Origin of the sequence: Streptomyces sp. BK79 (assembly GCF_044142145.1) — a bacterium.
In the GTDB taxonomy this organism is placed as follows: Bacteria; Actinomycetota; Actinomycetes; order Streptomycetales; family Streptomycetaceae; genus Streptomyces.
This window is the reverse complement of sequence record NZ_JBHVOC010000011.1, coordinates 96,191-117,761: the sequence shown is the minus strand read 5'-3', so window position 1 is coordinate 117,761 and position 21,571 is coordinate 96,191. Positions and strand designations below refer to the sequence as shown.

Here is a 21,571-nt window from a genome sequence, read left to right as displayed (position 1 = left end):
TACCGGGCGACCCCGACGCGGTGCGGGACGACGGCGCGTCAGCCGGCCGCGGCCCGGTCCCAGCGGTAGAAGCAGCGCGCCATCGCGTCCTTCGGACCGCGCCAGGTCGCCGGGTCGTACGCCGACACGTACGGCTCGAGCCGCTCGCTGACCCGGCGGAACTCCGGGTGCCCGGTCATCCTGCCGATGGTGGGTGCCGGGTCCTCGTCGCTCTCGATGAGGTGCAGGTACACGCCGTCACCGAACTCGAAGAGACTGCGCCGGTTCACGCCCACCAGGTGGGGCAGCTCGCCGCTGTCCGATTCGGCGAACACCTTCGCGATGTCCGGTGCCGCGCCCGGTGCCATCCGGGCGACGATCAGGGTGTGGTGCATGGGTTGTGCCCTTCGTCGGTGTCACTCGTGGGTGCCACCCGTCGGTGTCCCTCGGCGCTGTCGTTCCGCGCTGTCGTGGGACGGGATCAGTCCGCGAGCGCCGCGGTGGTGCGCCGCTCGCCCGCCGCCTGCTCGATCCGGTCCCGGATCAGAGCCATCTGCGTACGCGAGTTGCGGTTGATGTTGTCCGTCATCCACGCGTCGTCCACGGGCGCGTCCGGCTTCATCGCGAAGTCCTGGATCCAGCGCATCCGCGTGCCGTCGGCGGTCTCGGCGTACTCCCAGACGATGTTCATGTACTGGAAGGGGCCGGTCTCCACCCGGTGGGCGCGGACGGTGCGGGTCGTCGGGTCGGCGACCCGCTCGGAGACCCAGCTCCACACCTTGCCGTCCGCGTCCGGGTGCATGGTGAGCCGGAACGTCACGCGGTCGCCGTCGCGCTCGAGGACGTCCACGGAGGCGTACTCGCTGAACAGCCGGGGCCAGTTGTCGATGTCGTTGGTCATGTCCCAGACCAGCTCCATCGGCGCGCCGATGGTGATCTCGTTGTCGGTGTGGCCTGCCACGTCACACTCCCGTCTTGAGGGCGCCGTTGATCAGCGCGAGGAAATCGGCGGGCGTCTTGCAGCGCTCGGCCTGCTCGGGCAGGCCCAGCCCGTACCGCTTCTCCAGCTCGGCGACGATGCCCAGCAGGCCGAGGGAGTCCAGGCCGAACGTGTCGAAACCGGAGTCGGCCTGCTGCTGGAGGGTGACCGGGTCGACGTGCACGCCGGCGGTGCGCTTCATCAGCGCGGCCAGCTCCTCGACGGTCACCTGCTGGTAGTCCAGTTGGTCGGTCATGGGGTCCTCCTTCACTCGGGGTGGCGCTCGCTCCCGCGGCGGCGCTCACTCGGGGTTGGGTCCGGTCGGTCCTCGGGCACCGGTCGTTCTTCCGGCACCGCTCGGTCCTCAGGCACGGGACGGCGCCGTGCCGCCCCGGCGCAGGACGAGCGCCGAGTTCGAGCCCATGAGCCCGCGGCTCAGGACCAGGGCCGTACGCGGTGCGGCGGGACGGGCCCGGCCGGTCACCACGTCCAGGTCGTGGCACACGTCGACCACGTGCGGGGTGGGCGGGATCAGGCCGTGCTCCATGGCCAGCACCGCCGTCGCCACGTCCAGCACCGGCGCCGCGCAGTACGCCCGGCCCGTCCCGGTCTTGGGCGCGGTGACCGGCACCCGCCGGGCGTGCGCGCCCAGCGCGTCGGCCAGGGCCAGCGCCTCGGCACGGTCGGCCTCGGGCACGCCGAGGGCGTCCGCGAACACCACGTCCACGTCCTCGGGCCGGCAGCCCGCCTCGGCCAGCGCGCCCTCGATCGCGCGGGCCAGCCCCTCCCGGGACTCCGCCCAGCGCGAGGCACCGGTGAAGGTCGCCGCGTGCCCGGCCACCGTCGCCCGCACGTCCGCCCCACGCTCCAGCGCCGCCGTCTCGTCCTCCACCACGAGCACCGCACCTCCCTCGGCCGGCGCGAACCCGCAGGCCGAGGACGTGAACGGGCGGTAGGCACGGTCGGCGTCGGTGGCGCGGCTCAGCTCGGGGTAGCCCAGCTGGCAGACGATCGAGTACGGGGCGAGCGGCGCCTCCGTCGCACCGCAGACCACCGTGTCGGTGCCGCCCCGCACCGCCAGCGCGGCGTGCGCCAGGGCGTCCAGGCCGCCCGCCTCGTCGGCGGCGACGACCCCGCAGGGGCCCTTGAAGTCGTTGCGGATGGAGATCTGGCCGGTGCTGGCCGCGTAGAACCAGGCGATCGACTGGTACGGGCCGACGTACCGCGACCCCTGGCCCCACAGGTTCTGCAGCTCCCGCTGCCCGAACTCGCCGCCGCCCGACCCCGCGGCGGTGACCACGCCCACCGAGTACGGCGACTCGACGTCGGCGCGTCCGTAGCGGGCGTCCTCCAGCGCCAGTTGGGCGCCGGCCAGCGCGAAGTGGGTGTACCGGTCGGTCTGGACGAGGTAGCGTTCCTCGACCGTCTCGGCCGCCTCGAAGCCGCGCACCTCGCCCGCCACCCGCAGCGGCATGTGCGCGCAGCCCTCCCGGGTGACCGGCCCGAGGCTGCTGGTGCCGTCCGCGACGGCCTTCCAGAACACCTCGGCCCCGATGCCGTGCGGGGACACCACGCCGAGTCCGGTGACGACGGCCCGCCTGCTTCCGTCCTGCTCATGGCGCCTGGTCCGGTGTGGTCCGCTCATCGCAGCCCTCCTTCGGAACCGCTCAGTACGACGGCGGACTGGAAGCCGCCGAAGCCGCTGCCCACCGACAGCACGTGCCGCAGCGTCCGCTCCCGTGCCTCACGCGGCACGTAGTCCAGGTCGCACTCGGGGTCGGGGGTCGTGTAGTTGGCCGTGGGCGGCACCACCTGGTGGTGCATCGCCAGGACGCACGCGGCCAGCTCTATGGAGCCGATCGCGCCCAGCGAGTGGCCCACCATGGACTTGATCGAGCTCATCGGCGTCGCGTAGGCGTGCTCGCCCAGCGAGCGCTTGACGGCCGCGGTCTCGTGCCGGTCGTTCTGCTGGGTGCCGGAGCCGTGGGCGTTCACGTAGTCGACGGCGGACCCGTCCACCCCGGCCATGTCGAGCGCCGTGTCGATGGCCCGCGCCATCTCCAGGCCCTCCTTGGTGAGTCCGGTCATGTGGTACGCGTTGCCGAAGGTCGCGTAGCCGGAGATCTCGCAGTACACGTCCGCGCCACGGGCCCGGGCGTGCTCCAGGTCCTCCAGGACCAGTACGGCCGCGCCCTCGCCCATGACGAAGCCGTTGCGCTCGGCGTCGAAGGGCCGGGAGGCGTGCGCCGGGTCGTCGTTGTTCGGCGAGGTCGCCTTGATGGCGTCGAAGCAGGCCATCGTGATCGGCGATATCGGCGAGTCCGCCGCACCCGCCAGGCACACGTCCACGCGCCCCTCGGCCACGGCGTGGTAGGCGTACCCCACCGCGTCCAGACCGGAGGTGCACCCGGTCGACACGGTCTGCACCGGCCCGCGCACGCCGAACTCCTCGGCGACCGCGGACGAGAGCGTGGCGGGCGTGAAGGCCCGCTCCAGGTGCGGCCGGGCCCGCCGGTCGTCCACGTCCCACCGCGAGCCGCGCTCGCTGACCAGGACGTAGTCGTTCTCCAGCCGGGTCGTGCCCCCGACCGCCGTGCCGAGCGTGGCACCGGCCCGCCAGGGATCCTCCCGCGCCATGTCGAGGTGCGCGTCCCGCACCGCCTCGGCGGCGGCGACGAGCGCGAACTGCACGTACCGGTCGGACCGTTGGACGGTCGCGAGGTCCAGCCCGTGCTCGGCGGGGTCGAAGTCGCACTCGGCGGCGATCTGCGAGCGCAGACCGGCCGGGTCGAACAGGGAGATGCGGCGCGTCGCCGTACGGCCTTCGGACAGCAGCCCCCAGAACTGGGGCACGCCGATCCCGCCCGGGGCGACGACGCCTATGCCCGTGACGGCGACCCGACGCCGGTTCATGACACCGCCTCGGCCGCGGCGGCCTCACGCTCGTGCCCGGCGCATCCGGCGTGGTCGGGAAGGGGCAGCGGGTTGCCCGCCGCGTCCTCCGTGTCGACGTGCCCGATCTCCGGCCGCGGGGCCAGCGGGCCCAGGTGGAAGACGAGGCGCGCCTCGACGTCCCCCGTGTTGCGGAAGCGGTGGCGCATGTCCTGCGGGATCAGCAGCCCCTGCCCGGTGGAGAGGGTGTGCGGCACACCGTTCAGGTCCACCTCCAGCGCCCCGTCCGTGACGTACACGAACTCCTCGGAGTACGGGTGGTAGTGCTCGGCGATGCGCTCGCCGGGCTGCACCATGGCCACACCCATGAAGCCGCTGGTCGACCGGGCGGTGGTGGGCGTGAGAAGGGGACGGACGTCCGCGCCGCGGCGGCGGTTCGGCGCGATGTCGCCGAGGGAGACGATACGTACCTGCTGGTCTGTCATGTCGTTCACTCCGGGTGACGGGGCGGAAGGGGAGATCGGGGATCCGTGCGGACCGGGGGCGCGCCGTCGGGCCGGCCGGTCGTGCGCGGGGGCGCTGGTCCGGGGCGCGGTTCGGCCGCGCGCTCGGGGCGTGGTGCGCTCGCCGTGGTCGGGGGCGCCCGGCTCAGGAGGCGGGCGAGCTGCGGTCGGTCAGGAGCGTCATACGGGTGCGGGCCAGCAGCTGGGCGAGCGTTCCGGGCTCCGTCAGGGGCCCCTCGACACCGGCGGCCTCGGTGTCCAGCAGCCGCGCCGCCACGGCGACCCCGGCGGCGGCCGGGCCGTCGGCCGACCCGTCGCCGTGCAGTCCCAGGACGTACGCGGGCGCGTCCTGCGGGTCGCCGGCCACGTCGACGAGCCGTACGACGAGGTCGTCGCGGTGGAACACCGTGACGGCCAGGACCGGGTTGTCCGGGGCGCCGGCCGCGGCGGCGTCCTGGCGGGCCAGGAGCCGGGCCAGCTCCGGCCCGGCACCGCCGCGCACCGGGTAGAGCAGCGCGACACGCCGCCCGGCCGCGTCCCCGCGGCCGGGGGACGCGACGTGGTGGACGGCCGGCATGGCGGCCCGGGTGAAGAACCGCCGGGCGTCCCGGGGGTCGCCGAGGTCCCGCTCCCGTTCCAGATACGGGTTGAGGGCCTCCTCGACGGCCCGCACCGCGGGCTGCCGGGCGACATGACGCAACGCGGTCTGCAGGTCGCCCTGCACCTCCACGGCGCGCACCACCCGGTTGCCGTGCAGGAAGACCGAGGTGCGCAGCAGCCGCCCGGACTCGTCGACCCGGGCGTCGGGCGGCGCGTAGCCGGCCAGCAGCCGCGCCACCTCCTCCTCGCTGCCGGACCGCACGGTGAAGGTCAGGGCGTGCCGTACGACGTTGCTCCCGATCCGGGGAGCGGCCGCCGGCGGCTCGGCGGCCGCGGCCGGCCCGGACCGCTCGCCCGCCGTCTCCCGCAGCACGCTGTAGCGCAGGGAGTGGGTGTCGCGCACGTAGTCCTGCAGGGGCTCGACGGTGTCCAGGTGCTCTTCGCTGTTGACCCAGGTCAGGAAGGGCTCCGCGCTCTCCCACTCACTGGTGAGGAGCCACTGGGTGGGATTGTCCAGGGACTGGCAGAGCTGGTCGCTGAGGTGTCCCGGAACGGCGGCGACCCGGTCCCGGATGCCGTCGTAGGCGTTCAGGAACTCCAGCTGCTTTCCGTCGTGGATGTCCAGCATCAGGACGACCCGCACGCGGGATCCGTCGAACGCGGATACCGACACGCCGCCCGCGTCCGCGGCCACGGCGGATGCCGCCGCGGCGTCTGTGGTCAGGGCATCCGCCGACGCGGCATCCGTCGCTACGACGGGAGAGACCGTCATCCGGCCCACCTCTTCTCCGGGGAACTTGGGGACTTCCTCGTGGACTGGGGGCGATCGTCGCGGCGTGCGCCATTGCTCCGGCGTGGTGCGGCGGTCGCAGTAAGCACGATCGTGGGCCGTGCCCGCGGGGACCGCGATCCAGGAGGGTTAAGCGGGTGAAGCCTGCGTCGTCGCGGGCCTCATCGGGCCGCAGGGGGCATGCATGAAGACCCCCGGCGCACTCCTGTCGCGGGGCGAGTCACACGACGACGGTCCGAGGACGGGGCGCGACGCGTCTGCCAACCGGAGCACGACGTCCGCCACGGCGAAGGACCGCGTCCGTCACCAACGGAAGACGACGTCCGTCACGACACGGGACGCACGTCCGTCACAACGGAGGACGAACCATGAACGAAAGAGCCGACCGGCCCGGCGGGGCCGCCCCCGGGGGCGGAGTCCACCGGGTCCCGGTCCTCATCGTCGGCGGATCCCTGGTGGGTCTGTCGACCTCGGTCTTCCTGGGGCGGCTGGGTATCCGGCACACCCTGGTGGAGCGCCACGCCGGCACCTCCATCCACCCCCGCGGGCGCGGCAACAACGTCCGCACGATGGAGATCTTCCGCGTGTCCGGCACCGAGCCGGACATCAGGAAGGCCGCCGCCACCCTGTCCGAGAACCACGGCATCTTCCAGACGCCCACCCTGGTAGGCGACGCGGGGGAGTGGCTGTTCAAGGAGATGGACGCGGGGGGCGGACTGGCCCGCTTCAGCCCCAGCGCCTGGTGCCTGTGCTCCCAGAACGACCTGGAGCCGGAACTCCTCACCCACGCCACCGACCTCGGCGGCGACCTGCGCTTCGGCACCGAACTGCTCTCCTTCGACGCCGACGCCGAGGGCGTCACCGCGATCGTGAAGAGCCGGGAGACCGGCGAGCACACCACCATCCGCGCGGACTACCTGGTCGCCGCCGACGGCCCCCGCAGCCCCGTGCGCGAGCAGCTCGGCATCGGCCAGAGCGGCCCCGGCGACCTCTTCCACAACGTCAGCATCACCTTCCGCTCCCGGCGCCTCGCCGGCGTCGTGGGCGACCGCCGCTTCATCGTCTGCTACCTGACGAGCGAGGACGCCGACGGCGCCCTGCTGCCCGTCGACAACCGCGAGAACTGGGTCTTCCACGCCCCCTGGCACCCCGAACAGGGCGAAACCGTCGAGGACTTCACCGACGAGCGCTGCGCCGACCACATCCGCCGCGCCATCGGCGACCCCGACCTCGACGTCGAGATCACCGGCAAGGCCCCCTGGCACGCCGCCCAGCGCGTGGCCCGCAGCTACCGCTCCGGCCGCGTCCTGCTGGCCGGCGACTCGGCCCACGAGATGTCCCCCACGGGCGCCTTCGGCTCCAACACCGGCATCCAGGACGCCCACAACCTCGCCTGGAAGCTGGCCGCGGTCCTGGAGGGCTGGGCGGGCGAGGGCCTCCTCGACACCTACGACGCGGAACGCCGCCCGGTCGCCGAGGCCACCAGCGCCCGCGCCGCGGGCCGCTCGGTCGAACACAGCCACCCGGGCTTCGCCCCGCCACCCGGAATGACGGCGGACGGCCCCGCCGGGGGCCCGGGCGGAGCTCCCGGCGGAAGCCCGCGCGGCGGCCCTGCCGGTGCTGCCGGCGGTGGCCCTGCGGGCGGTCCTCCCGGGGGCCTCGCAGGCGGACCGGCCGGCGGCCCCGCGGGCGGTCCTCCCTCAGGCCCCGGCGGCGCTCCCGGCGGACCTCCCTCGGGCCCCGGCGGCCCCGGCGGCGGCCCGCAGCGCGGCATCCTCAACGTCGCCCTCGGCTACCGCTATCCCCAGGGCGCGGTGGTCGGAGCCGACCCCGCGACCCCGGTGGTCCCGGAGAACCTCGACCTCACCGGCGCCCCCGGCAGCCGGGCCCCCCACCTCTGGCTCCACAGGAGCGAGGACGGGGACGCCCGCATCTCCACGCTGGACCTCTACGAGGACTCCCTGGTCCTGCTCAGCGACGCGGCCCAGCCCACCGGCTGGCACGAGGCGGCGACCCACCTGGCGTCCGACCTCCGGGTCCCGCTGAAGTCGTACCGCCTGGGCGCCACCCCGGAGGCCGACCTCACCCCGGCCGACGAGGACACCGACTGGGCGAGAGCCCACGGGGTGACCCGCGGCGGCGCCGTCCTGGTCCGCCCCGACGGCTTCGTGGCCTGGCGCTCCCCGGGCCCGGCCCCGGACCCGGAGTCGATGCTGCGCCAGGTAGTCAAAACGGTCCTGTCCCTGACCTGACCTGACCGCAGCTTCCCCTCCTCCCCCCAAACGTGGACCACTCCCCGCTTACCTGCTAGCGTCTCGCTCGCAACCAAACCGGGGAGTGGTCCCCGTTACGGGCGAAGGGATGGGGCGGGCATGGCGGACACGGCACTGGTGCTGGGCGGCGGCGGCCTGACGGCCTACGCGTGGGAGGTCGGCGTACTGGCGGGCCTGGCCCGCGCCGGCCTCGACCTCGCCGAAGCCGACGTCCTCGCGGGCACGTCGGCCGGCGCCCTCCTCGCCCTGGACCTGGCCAGAGGATCGGCCCCGGCCGACCTCTACACGGAGCAGGTCAACCGCGAACGGCCGATGCTGGAGGTGGACTTCACCTTCGCCATGACGCTCAAGTACCTGTGGGCGGCCATGGGTACACGCGACCCGAAGACGATGACCAGGCGCATCGGCCGCCTCGCCCTCTCCGTCCGCGACGTCCCGGAGTCGGAGGTCCTCGCGACCATCGGCGCCCAACTGCCCGTACGGGACTGGCCGGAACGGCACGTCCGCATGTTCGCGGTCGACACCCGTACCGGCGAGCCGACCGCCTTCACCGCCGACAGCGGCGTGGACCTGCCGCACGCCATGTCGGCCACCTGCGCGCTGCCGCCCCTGTTCCCGCCCGTCACCATCGGCGAGGCCCGCTGGATGGACGGAGGCGTACGCAGCACAACCAACGCGGACCTGGTCGACGACTGCGCCCGGGTGGTCGTCCTCGCCCCCGTCCCGAAGGGCGCGGGCCCGGCCCCCACCGCGGCGGCCCAGGTGGCCGCCCTCACCGCGAACGGCACCCGAGCCACTCTCCTGAGCCCCGACCGAGCCGCCCGCCGCGCCTTCGGGCGCAACCCCCTCGACGCCGCCCGCATCCCGCCCGCGGCCCGCGAGGGCCTACGCCAGGGCACGGAAGAGGCAGCCCGGGTCCGCACCGCCTGGCACGCCTGACCGCCCGCCCCTGCTGTAGGTGCTCGAACTGCCTCAGACCGCCGGTTCCACGGTGCCCTCGGTCGGCGACTGCTGAGCTTGCGTGCCGAAGGGATTGTCGATGACATACCGCCAACGGCCGTCCGGACCCCGCCGGGCGATGTCCGTGGCAGTCCCCTCGACGTGCACGGTCTCTCCCTCCCGGCCGGTTCCGTCAATGACCCAGTCGACGATCAGCAGCGCCAGATCTCCGCTGCGGTACACATGCCGGGGACGGACCGCGATGGGAACTCCCAGTCCCTGCAGCCGGCCGTTCGCGGCATGGAGGTCCGGACCGGTCGCCGGTGTTCCCGGCTGCGGGACCAGCACTGCCGCGTCCTCGTAGACCTGCGCCAACGCGGCGGCGTCACCACTGTTGAACCGCTCGGCGAACACCGCGGGCACCTCTTCGGGCCGATCGGCCAAGGTTCGCATGATCGACGGACGTCCTTCCGGGCCGGGAGAATCGAAGTGCCCCACACGCTAGGAGGCGATCCCGTGACTCACCGAACGGTTGGTCACCCGGCAGGGCTCCCCGACGACCCGCGCGCGCAGGTCACCGCACCCACCCCCGAGTGCCCGGTGGAGATCACGCTGGCGGCCCTGCACGGCCGCTGGACGACGCTGGTGGTACGCGAACTGCTACGCGGCGACCGTTCCTACAGCGAACTGCGCGCGGCCCTGCCCATGCTGTCGGACAAGGTGCTGTCCGACCGCTTGGCACAACTGAGCGAGGCCGGAGTCACCGAACGAGACCGCCGCCCGGCCTGGCCGCCCCGAGTGCGCTACACCCTCACCCCGAGCGGCCACCGCCTCGGCCCCGTCCTCCAGGCCCTGTGGGACTGGGGAGCAGAGCCCTGAGACCGGCCACCCTCCAACCCACAAACCCCCGCACACAAGCAAAGACCCCGTCCCCAGCGAACTCGCTGATGGCGGGGTCTTCGGACACCTCATACAAGGTGCCCCCGGCAGGATTCGAACCTGCGCACACGGCTCCGGAGGCCGGAGGAGCTGACGGCGCCGCAAGCATCTGACCTGCACCGGAAGCGCGTCCCCTGCCGCCGACACCAAGATCATTACGCCCCCATTACGCAGGTGCCCTGTCAGCCCCGGGTGGCGCCCCGTAAGGTCGGACCCATGATCTCGGGCAGCGACGGCGTACCGGAAGACGGCGACGAGACGGCCTTCACGGCAGAGGCCACGTCCTCCATCCTCCGCGACGCCTGCCACGCCGCCGGCCTCGACCCGACGGGCGCCGAACTCCTCCGCCTTGGCTCGAACGCCGTGTACCGACTGTCCTCGGACCCGATCATCGTCCGCATCGCCCAGGACCGTACCGCCCTCCCCGAGATGAAACGCGCGGTCAGCGTCGCCCGCTGGCTGGAGGCGTCGGACTTTCCGGCCAACCGAGTGCCGCGAGGCGTCACCCAACCCACGACTGTCGGAGAGCGGATCGTCACCTTCTGGGAGAGCGTCCAGGAGCAGGTGGAGTACGCCACACTGGGCGAACTCGCCGACTTGCTGAAACGCCTGCACTGGCTGGAGGAGCCCGAACACCTCGGTCTGCCGTACTTCGACCCACACGCCAAGCTGGCCGCGTCCCTGACGGCCCTGGACGGCATCGCTGACCGAGACAGGGAGTTCCTGGAGGAGCGTGCGACCGAGGTGGGCAAGGCGTACGACCGCTTGGACTTCGTCCTCCCCTTCGGCCTGATTCACGGTGACGCGAACATCGGGAACGTCCTCCGCCACCGCGACGGACACGCCGTACTGATCGACCTCGACGGCTTCGCCCTGGCCCCGCGAGAGTGGGACCTGATCCTCACCGCGATGTACTACGACCACTACGGCTGGCACTCGCAGGAGGAGTACCGAACCTTCGTCCACCGCTACGGCTTCGACCTCATGAACTGGCCCGGCTACGACACCCTCGCCGACTTCCGCGAGCTCATGATGGTGGCCTGGGTCGGCCACCAGGCCGCGACAAGCGAGCGCTTCGCCGCCGAGTTCGAGAAGCGCATGCGGTCCCTGAGAACAGGCGAAGGACGCGACACATGGGGCGCCTTCTGAGCGCGCGGGCTGCGCACCCGATGAACGACTCAGCGAGCGGCCGACCGACGGGCCTCCGCAGCCACCCATAGCCGATGCTCGCGAGCCTGCTCCGCGAAGACCCGAGAGGCCGCGTTGTCCCCGGCGGCGAAGAGGTTCGAGCGGAACTCAGCCAGGTAGCTCACGCACCGCGCGGATTTCAGGTGCTCGCCGAGATCCAACGCGTCCAGGGCAACCCTGCACGCCTCCTCGACGTCGCCGGCACGGAGATGCGCGTCGGCCAGCACCATCGTGGCGAAGAAGTCACTCCGTACGTGGCTGCCGCTCATCGCGTTCTCCGCGTGGGCAACGGCCCGTCGGGCGCTGTTGACATCACGGAAGCAGTGCGCGGCCTCAGCCGCCAACTCCGCCTCATCGAAGTAGGTGATCCATTCCGGCTCCTCCTCGTCGTTCCGGCTCGCCAATGCACGCATGGCGGCCGTCAACGCGGCTTCACAGGCGCGTACGTCTCCGGTACGAGCGAGCGCGCGCGCTTCCATCGCGTGGAACTGAGCGCGGAGGGTCGGGGTCGCCACCTGAGCAATGCCCATCAGAGCAGCGCGGGCGAGCGTGGCCGCTTCGGTGTACCGACCGAGGAACGTCGCCTGGTGGCTCATGGCAGAGAGGATGCTTCCGGCAAGCCGCCGGTCGTTGGCGTCCTGGGCGAGCCGGAGGGCCTGGAGGAAGTAGCGCTGCGCGAGACCGTGATGGCAGGCGTCGTACGACATCCAACCGGCCAGGAGAATGGCCTCGGCGACGGTCGAATACAGGGCCCGTCCGACGGCGTCGCTGTAGCTGCCGCGCAGCAGCGGGACGACATCGTTGCTGAGGTACTGGATCACGGACCGCCGAGCATGGTCCCCGCCGAACCGGTCATCGAGCTGGGCGAACATGTCGGCAGTGGTCTTCACTGCGGCCACGTCCCCCAGCCCCACGCGCAACGCCCCCGGCCGCCCGGACCGGGGAGCCGGCTCCGGGGCCACCAGCCACCGCAGGGAAGCTTCGTTCCACGCTGGTTCGGCGGCCTCCGACTGAATCAGGGGCTCATAACGGTTGAGGTCCGCGCTCCACAGCCGCTCCACCGTGCTGATAGCCGCGTCCGGACTGTCCGGGTAGCCGGCGTCCAGGAGCGCAGCGTCTTCGGTGCCGCCACTGGCCAACCCGATCTCCTGGGCGGAGACGCCGTACACGTCGCCGATCAGCGCCCCATAGAACCCGTCCGGCGTGCTGTGCCCGTTCTCCCAGCTGGCGATACGCCGCTTGACGCTCTCGTCCGACGGCAACTGATGCCCGCGCTTCGTCGCTGCCCGACGTAGCTCACGCACCAGACGCGGCTGACTCCAGCCGCGTTCCGCTCGGAACTGTCGTAACCGCTCGTGGACGGGCTCCATGGGAGACGTGGCCCTTCCCTCCTCGTACCGTGCAAGGGGAGTGGTGCGAAGTTCTCTCTCATCCGAACTTACGCGTTTTGCTGCTCCCGTTGGCAGTGGTGAACACAAATCACCATCGCCATCGGAGCTGACAGGGGATGACGCGACACGCGAATGACCGTCATCCCCCGTCACCTCTCGTCATCTGCCCAGGTGAGCGCCGTGCCCGGGAGTCTGTTGGCACTGCGGCAGAGGGGCCGCGGGCTAGCTGAACCGAGGTGAGATGACGTGCAGACGATGACCAGGAGAGGCATCGAATGGCTGTCGGCGGCAGCCAGTGACCCGGTGATGTGCCGAGCACGGTGGGCGGATGACCCGCGTCACCCGGTCATGCTTCCCACGGGGCGCCTCTTCGACGTGGTGTCAGTCGAACAACGCCTCGGTTTGGAAACCTTCGACCAACTCTCCCGTCATGACCTGCCCCACGGCCCGGTCATGATCGACCACAAGGCACGGAGGGTGGGCTTCTTCCTGACCTCCAACAGTTGGTACTGGTTCGCCTACTTCATCAGGCGCGAAGCCAAGAGGCCGGTCGACTACAGGTACCTGAGCGGCGACTCGGTGGTCGTGGTGCCCGGCCCGATGCCCCTGAGCGGCGACCGCTACGAGTGGCTCCGAGCACCGATCCGACGCCCGGAAGCGAACCCGTGCCGCCCGATCGCCCTCGCGACCGTGCTGGGGGCCTCGGCCGAACTGCTGGCCCGTGTCGACCGCTACGGAGAGAAGTTCGGATCCCCGGCCGACGCGGTGGCCGCCTACCCGGAGGAGCCGGTCCCCGGTGCCTGACCCTTCCCACCACCTCGACGCCGCGCACTGGTCGCCACTGGACACGGACGACTGGTACGCGGCACGGAACGCGACCACAGCCCTCCGAGACGCTCTCGTCCGGGCAGGCATGGAACGCGACTTCCCTTACCTGCGCGCCGACCTGAACGCCTTCGGCCACGGCCTGGTCGAGCTGGGCCGCGTCTCGCCGGCCACGGCGGAGCACCTGGCCGAGTTGTTGAGACTGGCCCTGGCAAGCGCGGCCGTGCCGCACCCGTCCACTGAAGCTGACCACGAACCGGGGGAGTGACCTGATGACGGACCGGCATGGAGTCATCGCCCCTCGCGCCGAGAACCTGACAGTTGGCGTGAACTATGTCCGGGGCTGGGCAGAGGCCCGACGCGGCGCCGAAAGCCTTGCCGAGCAGCTTGCAGCGTTCGACCTGGAGACCGACTTTCCGGGCCTCGCCGCAGACGTGAACGTGTGGGGCGACGGCCTGGTACGACTGGGCGCGGTTCGCCCTGATGCGGCGCTACTGCTGGCACAGCTCATTGACGCCGGCACGGCGGTACAGGAGCGTGAGACGCGCCCGCATCTCAGCGTCCGGAACTGATCGTCTCGGAGCCTTCTTCTCTGTGACTGAGCGGCCTGTGGTCTGCTGCCCGTCCGGGACCGGCGCCCCAGCGCCGCAGCCCGGACGGGCAGCAGACCACAACGCCGTTGCAGCCATCAGCTTGGGAAGCTGCGGGCATTTGGTGCCGTTCCGGGCCCTGAGCTGGGCGAAGAGTGAGGGAGCGGCCTCGTCGGGTGTGGCTGCTTTCACCGTGGTTCCCCGCTGTTCCCCGTTCGTTCTGGTGCGCTAGTGGTGCGCACCGGGATCATCCGTAGGCCGGCCCGCTCTGTCAGGGGGCGATTGTCCCAGCGGACAGGACGGCTCATCGCTGAATCAGCCAGATCAGCCAACCGATGATCGCCGCCCCTACTGCCGAGGAGGCACCGCCGACGGCGTTTCGAAAGATGAGCCGGAGCAGGGGGCTCAACCGTCGAGACTGCCGCTTCGGCGGCTGAGAGGTGGTGCGCTGCTCGGTGGCAGGCTTAGGGTCGTTGCGGTCGGCGCTCATCGTTCTCTCCTGAATGTGGCGTCGCGTGATCAGGGACCTGCCCGCGGCGGTGCCGGCAAGCTCAGGCCGCTGGTGAGTCCCTGATTTCACTGTTGAGCCTACGAATTGGAGCTCTCGAGAAGTACAGGTAAGCCGCTCGGATCCGATGTAATTTCCAGAGGTGATTAGCGAACCGGGCACGATCGACGATCTGGTCGCCGATGCTGCGGCGGCAGGTCACCAAGTGACCAAGCGCCTCGTCCATGACTGGGTGGCCAGGGGGCTGCTGGCTCAACCCCAGCGTCGGCGGACGGGACAACGCGGCTCAGAGAAGGCGCTGCATACCGGTGCTCAACGGACGCTGTTCCTTGACCTGTTGCGCAGGAGGCAGCCGTCATCCGTCCGGCCGCTGGCTGAATTCGTCCTTGTGTGTTGGCTGTTCCTCGGTGATGACGATGTGGTGAGTACGCGACAGGCTCTACGTGCTCTCCGCACGTACGTCGGTGACCCTCGCGGTAGCCGAGCGTGGGCGAAGAGTAGGGCTAGTCAGTTCGTGCATCCGCTGTGCGACCCGAGACTCGGAACCGCTTGTAGCCGCCGCGAACTCCTGAAGGCTTTCACCGCAGCCTTCTACACGGGCACCTACAACCGAGAAGACCTAATTGCGAAGTGCGCCCCTCAGTTCGAAGACAAGAGCGCATTCCGGGACGTGCTCCGGTCAATCAAGCGCGGACCAATCCCAGGGCAGCCTGAATCGCTCCTGATGCACCTTGATGTCGTCCTCCAGGCAGGGAGGGCAGTTCAGGACGGGGTCGTCGATCAAGATGTGCTGGAGGAAGTCAGGGTCCAGTACATGAAGATTCGCAGGGCCGATGCGGAGTGGCCGAGGCGGAGCGACCTGGAAAGCGCCATGTCCGAGCTGCTCGTGGGCCTTGGTGTTGTCGTCCTCGCCCGATCAGGCGGGCTGTCGCCTGTCCCCATCACCGACGGCATCCCGGCACCTCCACCGAAGAGACAAAACGACCCCTCATCCCTGCTGCCGAAATGCCATTCCGATGTCTGACCAGCGAATACGTACCCGCCATTCCCGGGAGAGACAAGGGCTTCTGACTCTCCCAGCGCAGAGCACTATTGTGGCGTCGTGCTCCGTGAGATCTTTTTGGGGGCGGCCCTGAGTAACGGCACGCGATGATCCTGTGCATCTGAGAGCGCTGGCTTACTGATTGAAGAGCAACTTGTACTGGTCAATTGCTCGCGCGTGGTCGTCGGCTTGATAGTAGCTCTGGGCTCTTGAGGCCCGGCTGACTGCGGAGTCGAGTTTGGAGATGGCGTCGGTCTTCTTGGACTCGGACGAGTAGGCGTTGAAGCGGGAACCCAATCCCGTCGGATCATTCATCGCTGCGAGCTCGATGTCGCGGAGGTGCTTTAGGTATCGATGGATGTCGATGGGTAGTACCCAATTCGTCTCACCGTCCGCATACTTTGCTGCTCGCATTTCGAGGTAGCAGGATGATACGGGAACGTTGCGCTTATACTTCCACGTCTTCGCGAGGCGAGCTAGTTTCTTGGCTCCGCCAGAGTGCTTCTTGTTGGCCTCATTGACGTATGTATTGTGATCTTTAGGGTGAGATTTCATCCAATCGCCAGTCTTGGGGTCAGGGATCCAGTAGCCGCCTCCAATCGCGTCGAAAGCTGGGACAACCTCTACCGTCTCTTTCCCTTTGGCGAACTCGCAGACAACCGCGGGCCGACTGACGCGCACTGTGGTGTCGGGGTATCTGTCCTTGAGGGCGTCGCGGACATTGTTAAGTGCTGTTGTTGAAGTCGGGCGCGTCCCTTTGAGGCTGACGATGTAGTCCACGTCGCTGTAGAACCAAACGCCAGTGCCATGCTTTAGGGAGCCGGTTTCGAACATCTCTTTCACGCCGAGTCGTAGGTCCAGTCGAGTCTGGATGCTCCAGCGGTGAGCGCGAGCTGCATCAAAATAGGTACTGGAAGGAGTGTACTTTGAAATCAAACCATTAAGGTAGGAAAGCGTGGTCTCTGGCATTCGTCTGTCTTTTCTGTGATTCGTGGGTGCATTCTTTCAATTTTTGGCAGTGCTCGCCGTGATCCTACGTGTCTAATCTGCATGGCCGTGCCGTGCGGCTTGTGCGACCTTGTCGGCGACACTGGATCGCATTGCAGCCTCGTTCTTCTCATGGAGAGCATCGTCGAGCCAGTCTGGAACGTATGGATTGCTCTGTCGCAGGAGTAGAATCTTGTCCTGCACTGCACGCAATTCTTCCTCTGTGACGATGTGTGAACCGTCCATGCCGCTTGCCCACATGTCGTTCACCTTGCGCTCAACTGATTCCTTGGTCTTCGCTGCTTCGAAGTTGGCTCTAATCTGCTCCCCGACTTCTTTGAATGGGGCCAGGGAGGGGATGACGAGGGAGACGAAGATTTCTCCGGCGGATAGGTCGACGAGTTTCCCGATTATTAGGATGCTCGCCGCCATGACTACGCACGCTCCCACGAGCACCCATCCCCAAATGAGGTGCATCGTGGCTCCCCAACCGAAACTGGACCCCTGGCAGATAAGAACATCAAACGGGCGATGGGTCATTCCTGTATCGGTGTACCAGTCCTTATCGCGGCTTCCCTTGTAGCGTGCTGCGGCCTTTGAGATGACGTGTTGGGGAGGCCGATCGGCGTGTAGGCCGTTCCACGGCAGCTGAAAAATCTCAGTGTCGAACTTCTCTTGGGTGGCCGATGCGCGCGTTCGATACCACTTTTCGACGCTCCCAACGACGAACGAGAGGACAAGTAGAAAAATTCCGCCGCCGCCTCCGATCAGGGTCCTTAAACCGGGCTGGCTGAGCGCTACGACAGCGCTGGCGACCGCCAGTACGAAGACTGTGGCGACGCGGAGGGCGAACACAACTTTGGCATCGGTGTAGAGGCGAGCGAACGCGGAAACCATGCGTCGTCTGTCTGTTGTGTTCTGGGCGTCCCAGATCTTAGGGGAGGTCGGCGTCGCCGTCACTGTGAGTCTCCGCTTGTGTGGGCAACAGACACTGCGATTGAGCAGTGCTAGATAGCTCTGTTGTCGCAGGTGCGTGGATACGACGGCTACGCCGACCACATGTTGTGCTTGCCATGGAGCGAGGTTACGCAGGATCGCGAAGAGTGTCGCCTGAGTTGAACGGGTTTTCCGAGGGATTTTCAGGCCCTGTGAGACCACAGTGACGCATGAGGTTGGTGAGGTGCTTGCTGGACGGATCCGGGGTCGTTGAACCAGGTCGGGGATGCTGCAGATGGTCATCCCGGCCCCCACCGTCACGACCGAGGTTGTCTCCGTCGACGGCAAGTCCTTCGGTGTGGTCAAGGTGGAGCCACTGCCTGGCGGCCTCGTCAAGCCGACGGGGCGCCGCCCATCGATTGAGAGCGGCGCCCCACGTGGGACAGGTTCGAGCCTCATCCCTATCAGGTCGATCACTGCGGCTCAGCATCCTGGATCAGTCGGCTTTTTCCTGGAGCGTTCAGTCGCCACGGTCCGGTGTCGGCTGCCGTTGTTCGCCCCTGTTGATGTCAGTCGCTGATGTCAGACATCAGTGCCTCTCTAGACAGGGTCCCGGTTGCCTAGGCCCATGCCTTCGGGGCTCGCTAATCCTTCGTGACCACAAGCGACTGGTGCTCCCCGTGGCCGAACCGGGCGGTGATCGTTACGGCAGTAGCCGTGTCCTCCACGGCTGACGCATCAATCTCCCAGTGTTGCTGGGAGTGGCCAGCGATGCGGTACGGCAGTGGGGGCCCTCCATCAGGGAAACGATTGTTGGCGCCGACGAGAAGCGCTCGCTCTGAGGTGATGAAGAGAGAGGCAAGCTCTGTCTCCTCTCGTCCCGTATTACTGACGGAGATTAGAACGGCTCGCGCCGTCTCATGGGCGCTGCCCCTCGCGAGGTGCTCGGTGAAGATCGCGCTCAACTTCACGTTGGGTCTGGATCTATCGATTTCACGCTTGGCAAGGCGCGCTTGAGACATGCTGATCGCGACCGCCGCGATCGAGACAATGAGACTGGCAATGGATAAAACGAGGGAAGTCATCCCCGGCCCCCTCCGACAAGGTCATCCCACATCGTCGCAGGCCAGGTAGGCCGATGAAGGTGGTTTGTCGAAGTTCTCAACTCTCTCCGATCGCCCACCTCAACACACCATTCGCCCCAGCTCCCATCCCGTCCGCCGTCGACCCGCACACCGTGGAGCGGGCGTGGTTCATGGCGTCCAGGTGGAGCGCGCCACTGTACGAACGACCTGGACGCCATGGGCCGCGTCTGCTCGGCTCTGCCTGGGGCGACGGCGGACGGGATGGGAGCCCACCACGCACGTCCCTACGGACCCGCGGTCGGCGACGGCGCCCCCCTCCCACCCGGTGCCGGCCGATCCCCCGCCGGAGGCATCGTCATTGACGGGTGGCCGCGTGCTCGTTGGGTGCTCGACCGCTTGGCCCTGGCCCTATCCATATGTGGGCGGGCGGAGCGCAGCCGGGTGCTTGATGAAGTAGAGAAAGTCTGAACCCAACGCTGCTCCTGGGGCTGCCGTTACAGCCGGAACGCAAGCTCCAAGTCATGCCCCGGAAGGTGGAACTCCTCCAGGGCAAGCGGCTTGTCAGCGGCCGTGAGCGTCACCCGCAAGACATGCAGCAGGGGTACTCCGTCGGCAAGTCGGAGCGCCTGGGCCTGGTCCGGCAGGGGCATGCGTGTGCGGACGTACTCCGTGAAGTGCAGCTCGTGGCCCAGCTCGGCCAAGGTGTTGTAGAGCTGCGGAGCCGGCGGCGGGGGCGTCTCCTCGTACTTGGTGCCGAGGAGTACCGAGAACGGCACGTAGGTGCGGTGAAGTTGGCGTAGGCGTCCCTGGTCCGCGGTCTGCAACGCGTCGTACGTGAACAGTGGCTCCCCCGGCGGGATGCGCAGCAGGTCGGCGAGCGCGAGTGGGGCGTCAGTGCGGGTTGCCGTGGGCTGCTCGGCGTCGGTCCAGCGGATGCCGTCGGCCTCGGTGTACTGACCGTCGGGCGAGCGGCGAACGCCCCGGGGGTAGGTGAAGCTGGGGCGGTTGTGGGGGGAGCGGGCGAACGTGCCCCGGCCCATGATGGCCTCGACCAGGCCGGATGCCCGTAGCTCGGTGAGTCCTTGACGGACTGTGGGGCGTGTCACGCCGAACTGCTTGGCCAACGCCTCCTCCGACGGGAGCGGCTGGCCGGCGGGGAAGGTGCCGTCAAGGATGCCTTCGCGCAGGTAGTCGGCAATCTGCCGGTACTTCGGCTGCGTGTTCTTCGGCGGCATGCCCTGTCCTCCGTGGCCTCGGCCTCTGTGGCGTGTGCGTTGTCGTGAACGCCCTGCCCACGAACGTGGACAGCTTCTCCCATCCCCAACCCGGTTGACAACCCGTACTACGGGTCGCCAATCTGGACCCACGCCGCCCGTACTACGGGTGGTCTAGCAGTCCGTAGGGCCGTCCTGCGGCTGCTCGTCATCCAGATGTGAGGAGTCCAGAACTGTGGCAACCCTTCCGATCGACACCGCGAAGTACACGGGGATCATCTGCGCCGTGCCCCCGGCTCCGCGGCTCGTGAACCGTGAGTCCGGGCAGGTGCGGGTCGACCGCGACACCGGCAAGACGCTGTACCAGGTGGGTCTGTGCCTGATGGCCGGCACCTCGGCGGACGTGGTGAACGTGAGCGTCCCCGGTGAGCCGTCCGGCGTGCAGGTCGGCACCCCCGTCACCGTGCGGGACCTGGTCGCCGTTCCCTGGGAGAACGAGGGACGGCACGGCATCGCCTACCGCGCCGCCGAGATCCGTCCCCTCCACGCGGCTTCCGCCGCCAAGGGGGCCGGGCAGTGATGATCCTGGCGTCCTCCGACCCGTCGGCCGGGGCTGCCTGGCCGGGACGGGTCCTCGTGGTCGCCGCCGTCGTCGCGTCGGGCCTGCTGATCGTGGGCTCGACGCTGCGCCGGAGGTCCCCGGCGGCCTGGTGGCTGTTACTCGGTTACCCGGCGTCCGCCTTCCGCGTCGCCCGCACCTGGCGGGCGCTGATGGCCGGGTGCGGACTGGCCGTGAGCCGTCGCCCCGCGCTGACCGTGGTGTCCGGGCTCGTCGGAAACGGCGCTCCGCCGCCCCAACCGCGCGTCCCCCGGCACGGTTTCATCCGGCCCACGGCGGCCGGCTTCGAACTCGTGGCGCGGCTGCTGCCGGGGCAACTGCCCGACGACTTCGTGAAGGCGGCCCCCGCCATGGCGGAGGACTGGCAGGTCCACGCGGTCCGCGTTGCCTCCCTACGGCCCGGCGTCGTACGGATCGCCGCCCTGTACGCCGATCCACTCGCCGCACCTCGGGCGCCCCGTACCCGGGGGCCGGGGCGACTGCTGCGGGTCGTCGTCGGGACGCTGGAAACCGGGGCGTCCTGGGTCATCGACCTACGCCGTATCCCGCACTGGCTGATCGTCGGCGCCACGCGCTCCGGCAAGTCCACGCTGATCCACGCCCTCGTCGCCGGACTCGCCCCGCAACCGGTCGCCCTCGTCGGCATCGACTGCAAGGGCGGCATGGAACTGTCCCTCTACGGCCCCCGCCTCTCCGCCCTCGCGACTGACCGGGCACAGGCGGTACGGCTGCTGTCCGCGCTGGTGGACCTCACCCTTGCCCGCATGACGGTCTGCCGCACCGCCGGGGTCCGCAACATATGGGGCCTCGCCGAGAGGGAACGGCCAGTCCCGGTCGTCGTCATCGTGGACGAGATCGCGGAACTCTTCCTCGTCGCCGGACGCCATGAGAAGGACGAAGCCCATGCGGCCGGCACCGCCCTGATCCGGCTCGCCCAACTCGGCGCGGCCCTCGGCGTCTTCCTCGTCGTCGCCGGGCAGCGCGTCGGCTCCGACCTGGGGCCCGGCGTCACCGCGCTCCGAGCCCAACTCGGCGGCCGGGTCTGCCACCGCGTCGCCGACCCCGGCACTGCGGAAATGACCCTCGGTGACCTCAATCCGGACGCCCTCAAGGCCGCTCAAGCCATCACCCCCGAACAGGCCGGCACCGCCGTGCTCGCCTCTGGCGACGGTTGGGAGCGCGGCCGGTCCCACCTGGTCACCGAGGCGGACGCCGAAGCCGTCGCCACCGCCCACGCGCACCTGACCCCCGCACTGCCGGAACTGTCCGCCGCCCTGGTCTGACAAGGAGCG

Annotated in this window: 24 protein-coding genes; 10 read left to right on the top strand and 14 right to left on the bottom strand. The window is 69.3% G+C overall.

The window, feature by feature from the left end; translation table 11 throughout:
- Positions 1 to 38: 38 nt before the first annotated feature.
- From ACFIF2_RS15870 to ACFIF2_RS15840, 7 genes are all read right to left on the bottom strand, one after another.
- Entirely contained in the window at positions 39 to 374 is a 336-nt protein-coding gene (locus ACFIF2_RS15870; RefSeq protein WP_395573279.1) for a TcmI family type II polyketide cyclase, read from the bottom strand.
- Between the two features lie 86 nt (positions 375 to 460).
- Positions 461 to 940 (bottom strand): SRPBCC family protein, encoded by a 480-nt coding sequence (locus ACFIF2_RS15865; RefSeq protein WP_395573278.1) that lies wholly within the window; start codon positions 938 to 940, stop codon positions 461 to 463.
- A 1-nt stretch (position 941) separates the two neighbouring features.
- Positions 942 to 1,214 carry an acyl carrier protein gene (locus ACFIF2_RS15860; protein ID WP_395573277.1) on the bottom strand — a complete coding sequence of 91 codons (273 nt, stop codon included), beginning with the start codon at positions 1,212 to 1,214 and terminating at the stop codon, positions 942 to 944.
- A 108-nt stretch (positions 1,215 to 1,322) separates the two neighbouring features.
- Entirely contained in the window at positions 1,323 to 2,603 is a 1,281-nt protein-coding gene (locus tag ACFIF2_RS15855; protein ID WP_395573276.1) for a ketosynthase chain-length factor, read from the bottom strand.
- Positions 2,600 to 3,871 (bottom strand): beta-ketoacyl-[acyl-carrier-protein] synthase family protein, encoded by a 1,272-nt coding sequence (locus tag ACFIF2_RS15850; protein ID WP_395573275.1) that lies wholly within the window; start codon positions 3,869 to 3,871, stop codon positions 2,600 to 2,602. The genes ACFIF2_RS15855 and ACFIF2_RS15850 overlap by 4 nt, the downstream gene beginning before the upstream one ends.
- Entirely contained in the window at positions 3,868 to 4,335 is a 468-nt protein-coding gene (locus tag ACFIF2_RS15845) for a cupin domain-containing protein (RefSeq protein WP_395573274.1), read from the bottom strand. Before ACFIF2_RS15845 ends, ACFIF2_RS15850 begins: the two co-directional genes overlap by 4 nt.
- 163 nt (positions 4,336 to 4,498) lie before the next feature.
- Entirely contained in the window at positions 4,499 to 5,725 is a 1,227-nt protein-coding gene (locus tag ACFIF2_RS15840) for a SchA/CurD-like domain-containing protein (RefSeq protein ID WP_395573273.1), read from the bottom strand.
- 386 nt (positions 5,726 to 6,111) lie between these two features.
- On the opposite strand from ACFIF2_RS15840, the gene ACFIF2_RS15835 reads away from it, so the two are divergent.
- On the top strand, positions 6,112 to 7,995 hold the full coding sequence (locus tag ACFIF2_RS15835; protein ID WP_395573272.1) for an FAD-dependent oxidoreductase: 1,884 nt from the start codon (positions 6,112 to 6,114) through the stop codon (positions 7,993 to 7,995).
- Between the two features lie 120 nt (positions 7,996 to 8,115).
- Entirely contained in the window at positions 8,116 to 8,955 is an 840-nt protein-coding gene (locus ACFIF2_RS15830; protein WP_395573271.1) for a patatin-like phospholipase family protein, read from the top strand.
- A gap of 33 nt (positions 8,956 to 8,988) precedes the next feature.
- On the opposite strand, the gene ACFIF2_RS15825 is transcribed toward ACFIF2_RS15830, so the two are convergent.
- Positions 8,989 to 9,408 (bottom strand): YybH family protein, encoded by a 420-nt coding sequence (locus tag ACFIF2_RS15825; protein WP_395573384.1) that lies wholly within the window; start codon positions 9,406 to 9,408, stop codon positions 8,989 to 8,991.
- 63 nt (positions 9,409 to 9,471) lie between these two features.
- On the opposite strand from ACFIF2_RS15825, the gene ACFIF2_RS15820 reads away from it, so the two are divergent.
- Both ACFIF2_RS15820 and ACFIF2_RS15815 read left to right on the top strand, forming a co-directional pair.
- Complete coding sequence (locus ACFIF2_RS15820; protein WP_395573270.1) at positions 9,472 to 9,834, top strand: winged helix-turn-helix transcriptional regulator; 363 nt, start codon at positions 9,472 to 9,474, stop codon at positions 9,832 to 9,834.
- Between the two features lie 276 nt (positions 9,835 to 10,110).
- Positions 10,111 to 11,043: a phosphotransferase gene (locus tag ACFIF2_RS15815; protein ID WP_395573269.1), complete on the top strand. Its 933-nt coding sequence runs from the start codon at positions 10,111 to 10,113 to the stop codon at positions 11,041 to 11,043.
- A 29-nt stretch (positions 11,044 to 11,072) separates the two neighbouring features.
- On the opposite strand, the gene ACFIF2_RS15810 is transcribed toward ACFIF2_RS15815, so the two are convergent.
- Positions 11,073 to 12,452, bottom strand: coding sequence for a hypothetical protein (locus tag ACFIF2_RS15810; protein ID WP_395573268.1), 1,380 nt, complete (start codon positions 12,450 to 12,452; stop codon positions 11,073 to 11,075).
- Positions 12,453 to 12,728: 276 nt separating this feature from the next.
- Between ACFIF2_RS15810 and ACFIF2_RS15805 the strand changes: the two genes are divergently transcribed.
- From ACFIF2_RS15805 to ACFIF2_RS15795, 3 genes are read left to right on the top strand one after another with little or no spacing between them, the layout of a single operon-like run.
- Entirely contained in the window at positions 12,729 to 13,277 is a 549-nt protein-coding gene (locus ACFIF2_RS15805; RefSeq protein WP_382143736.1) for a bifunctional DNA primase/polymerase, read from the top strand.
- Positions 13,270 to 13,566: a hypothetical protein gene (locus ACFIF2_RS15800; RefSeq protein WP_269957691.1), complete on the top strand. Its 297-nt coding sequence runs from the start codon at positions 13,270 to 13,272 to the stop codon at positions 13,564 to 13,566. Before ACFIF2_RS15805 ends, ACFIF2_RS15800 begins: the two co-directional genes overlap by 8 nt.
- Before the next feature lie 4 nt (positions 13,567 to 13,570).
- The gene (locus tag ACFIF2_RS15795; protein WP_350890984.1) at positions 13,571 to 13,870 is read left to right on the top strand and encodes a hypothetical protein; all 300 of its coding nucleotides are present in this window, start codon (positions 13,571 to 13,573) and stop codon (positions 13,868 to 13,870) included.
- A gap of 322 nt (positions 13,871 to 14,192) precedes the next feature.
- Here the strand turns inward: ACFIF2_RS15795 and ACFIF2_RS15790 are convergent, their stop codons facing one another.
- Positions 14,193 to 14,378 carry a hypothetical protein gene (locus ACFIF2_RS15790; RefSeq protein WP_395573267.1) on the bottom strand — a complete coding sequence of 62 codons (186 nt, stop codon included), beginning with the start codon at positions 14,376 to 14,378 and terminating at the stop codon, positions 14,193 to 14,195.
- 223 nt (positions 14,379 to 14,601) lie between these two features.
- Between ACFIF2_RS15790 and ACFIF2_RS15785 the strand changes: the two genes are divergently transcribed.
- Complete coding sequence (locus ACFIF2_RS15785; RefSeq protein WP_395573266.1) at positions 14,602 to 15,420, top strand: hypothetical protein; 819 nt, start codon at positions 14,602 to 14,604, stop codon at positions 15,418 to 15,420.
- A 153-nt stretch (positions 15,421 to 15,573) separates the two neighbouring features.
- Here ACFIF2_RS15785 and ACFIF2_RS15780 read toward each other — a convergent pair whose 3' ends face one another.
- From ACFIF2_RS15780 to ACFIF2_RS15765, 4 genes are all read right to left on the bottom strand, one after another.
- Complete coding sequence (locus ACFIF2_RS15780; protein ID WP_395573265.1) at positions 15,574 to 16,407, bottom strand: nucleotidyltransferase; 834 nt, start codon at positions 16,405 to 16,407, stop codon at positions 15,574 to 15,576.
- 72 nt (positions 16,408 to 16,479) lie between these two features.
- On the bottom strand, positions 16,480 to 17,664 hold the full coding sequence (locus ACFIF2_RS15775) for an S-4TM family putative pore-forming effector (protein WP_395573383.1): 1,185 nt from the start codon (positions 17,662 to 17,664) through the stop codon (positions 16,480 to 16,482).
- A 341-nt stretch (positions 17,665 to 18,005) separates the two neighbouring features.
- Positions 18,006 to 18,446 (bottom strand): hypothetical protein, encoded by a 441-nt coding sequence (locus ACFIF2_RS15770; RefSeq protein WP_395573264.1) that lies wholly within the window; start codon positions 18,444 to 18,446, stop codon positions 18,006 to 18,008.
- 494 nt (positions 18,447 to 18,940) lie between these two features.
- Positions 18,941 to 19,681: a GntR family transcriptional regulator gene (locus tag ACFIF2_RS15765; protein ID WP_382146668.1), complete on the bottom strand. Its 741-nt coding sequence runs from the start codon at positions 19,679 to 19,681 to the stop codon at positions 18,941 to 18,943.
- Positions 19,682 to 19,895: 214 nt separating this feature from the next.
- Between ACFIF2_RS15765 and ACFIF2_RS15760 the strand changes: the two genes are divergently transcribed.
- Together ACFIF2_RS15760 and ACFIF2_RS15755 are read left to right on the top strand one after the other, a co-directional pair.
- Positions 19,896 to 20,240 carry a hypothetical protein gene (locus tag ACFIF2_RS15760; RefSeq protein ID WP_215165647.1) on the top strand — a complete coding sequence of 115 codons (345 nt, stop codon included), beginning with the start codon at positions 19,896 to 19,898 and terminating at the stop codon, positions 20,238 to 20,240.
- Positions 20,240 to 21,562 (top strand): FtsK/SpoIIIE domain-containing protein, encoded by a 1,323-nt coding sequence (locus tag ACFIF2_RS15755; RefSeq protein ID WP_386286886.1) that lies wholly within the window; start codon positions 20,240 to 20,242, stop codon positions 21,560 to 21,562. The genes ACFIF2_RS15760 and ACFIF2_RS15755 overlap by 1 nt, the downstream gene beginning before the upstream one ends.
- The last annotated feature ends 9 nt before the right edge of the window (positions 21,563 to 21,571 follow it).

Excerpts from the sequence above, each read along its gene's own strand:
- ACFIF2_RS15795 (WP_350890984.1), top strand. The coding sequence starts at position 13,571 with ATGACGGACCGGCATGGAGTCATCGCCCCTCGCGCCGAGAACCTGACA.
- ACFIF2_RS15805 (WP_382143736.1), top strand. The coding sequence starts at position 12,729 with ATGACCAGGAGAGGCATCGAATGGCTGTCGGCGGCAGCCAGTGACCCG.
- ACFIF2_RS15765 (WP_382146668.1), bottom strand. The coding sequence starts at position 19,681 with ATGCCGCCGAAGAACACGCAGCCGAAGTACCGGCAGATTGCCGACTAC.
- ACFIF2_RS15815 (WP_395573269.1), top strand. The coding sequence starts at position 10,111 with ATGATCTCGGGCAGCGACGGCGTACCGGAAGACGGCGACGAGACGGCC.
- ACFIF2_RS15835 (WP_395573272.1), top strand. The coding sequence starts at position 6,112 with ATGAACGAAAGAGCCGACCGGCCCGGCGGGGCCGCCCCCGGGGGCGGA.
- ACFIF2_RS15775 (WP_395573383.1), bottom strand. The coding sequence starts at position 17,664 with ATGACCATCTGCAGCATCCCCGACCTGGTTCAACGACCCCGGATCCGT.
- ACFIF2_RS15770 (WP_395573264.1), bottom strand. The coding sequence starts at position 18,446 with ATGACTTCCCTCGTTTTATCCATTGCCAGTCTCATTGTCTCGATCGCG.
- ACFIF2_RS15755 (WP_386286886.1), top strand. The coding sequence starts at position 20,240 with ATGATCCTGGCGTCCTCCGACCCGTCGGCCGGGGCTGCCTGGCCGGGA.
- ACFIF2_RS15790 (WP_395573267.1), bottom strand. The coding sequence starts at position 14,378 with ATGAGCGCCGACCGCAACGACCCTAAGCCTGCCACCGAGCAGCGCACC.
- ACFIF2_RS15810 (WP_395573268.1), bottom strand. The coding sequence starts at position 12,452 with ATGGAGCCCGTCCACGAGCGGTTACGACAGTTCCGAGCGGAACGCGGC.
- ACFIF2_RS15825 (WP_395573384.1), bottom strand. The coding sequence starts at position 9,408 with ATGCGAACCTTGGCCGATCGGCCCGAAGAGGTGCCCGCGGTGTTCGCC.
- ACFIF2_RS15850 (WP_395573275.1), bottom strand. The coding sequence starts at position 3,871 with ATGAACCGGCGTCGGGTCGCCGTCACGGGCATAGGCGTCGTCGCCCCG.
- ACFIF2_RS15860 (WP_395573277.1), bottom strand. The coding sequence starts at position 1,214 with ATGACCGACCAACTGGACTACCAGCAGGTGACCGTCGAGGAGCTGGCC.
- ACFIF2_RS15840 (WP_395573273.1), bottom strand. The coding sequence starts at position 5,725 with ATGACGGTCTCTCCCGTCGTAGCGACGGATGCCGCGTCGGCGGATGCC.
- ACFIF2_RS15780 (WP_395573265.1), bottom strand. The coding sequence starts at position 16,407 with ATGCCAGAGACCACGCTTTCCTACCTTAATGGTTTGATTTCAAAGTAC.
- ACFIF2_RS15855 (WP_395573276.1), bottom strand. The coding sequence starts at position 2,603 with ATGAGCGGACCACACCGGACCAGGCGCCATGAGCAGGACGGAAGCAGG.
- ACFIF2_RS15845 (WP_395573274.1), bottom strand. The coding sequence starts at position 4,335 with ATGACAGACCAGCAGGTACGTATCGTCTCCCTCGGCGACATCGCGCCG.
- ACFIF2_RS15830 (WP_395573271.1), top strand. The coding sequence starts at position 8,116 with ATGGCGGACACGGCACTGGTGCTGGGCGGCGGCGGCCTGACGGCCTAC.
- ACFIF2_RS15870 (WP_395573279.1), bottom strand. The coding sequence starts at position 374 with ATGCACCACACCCTGATCGTCGCCCGGATGGCACCGGGCGCGGCACCG.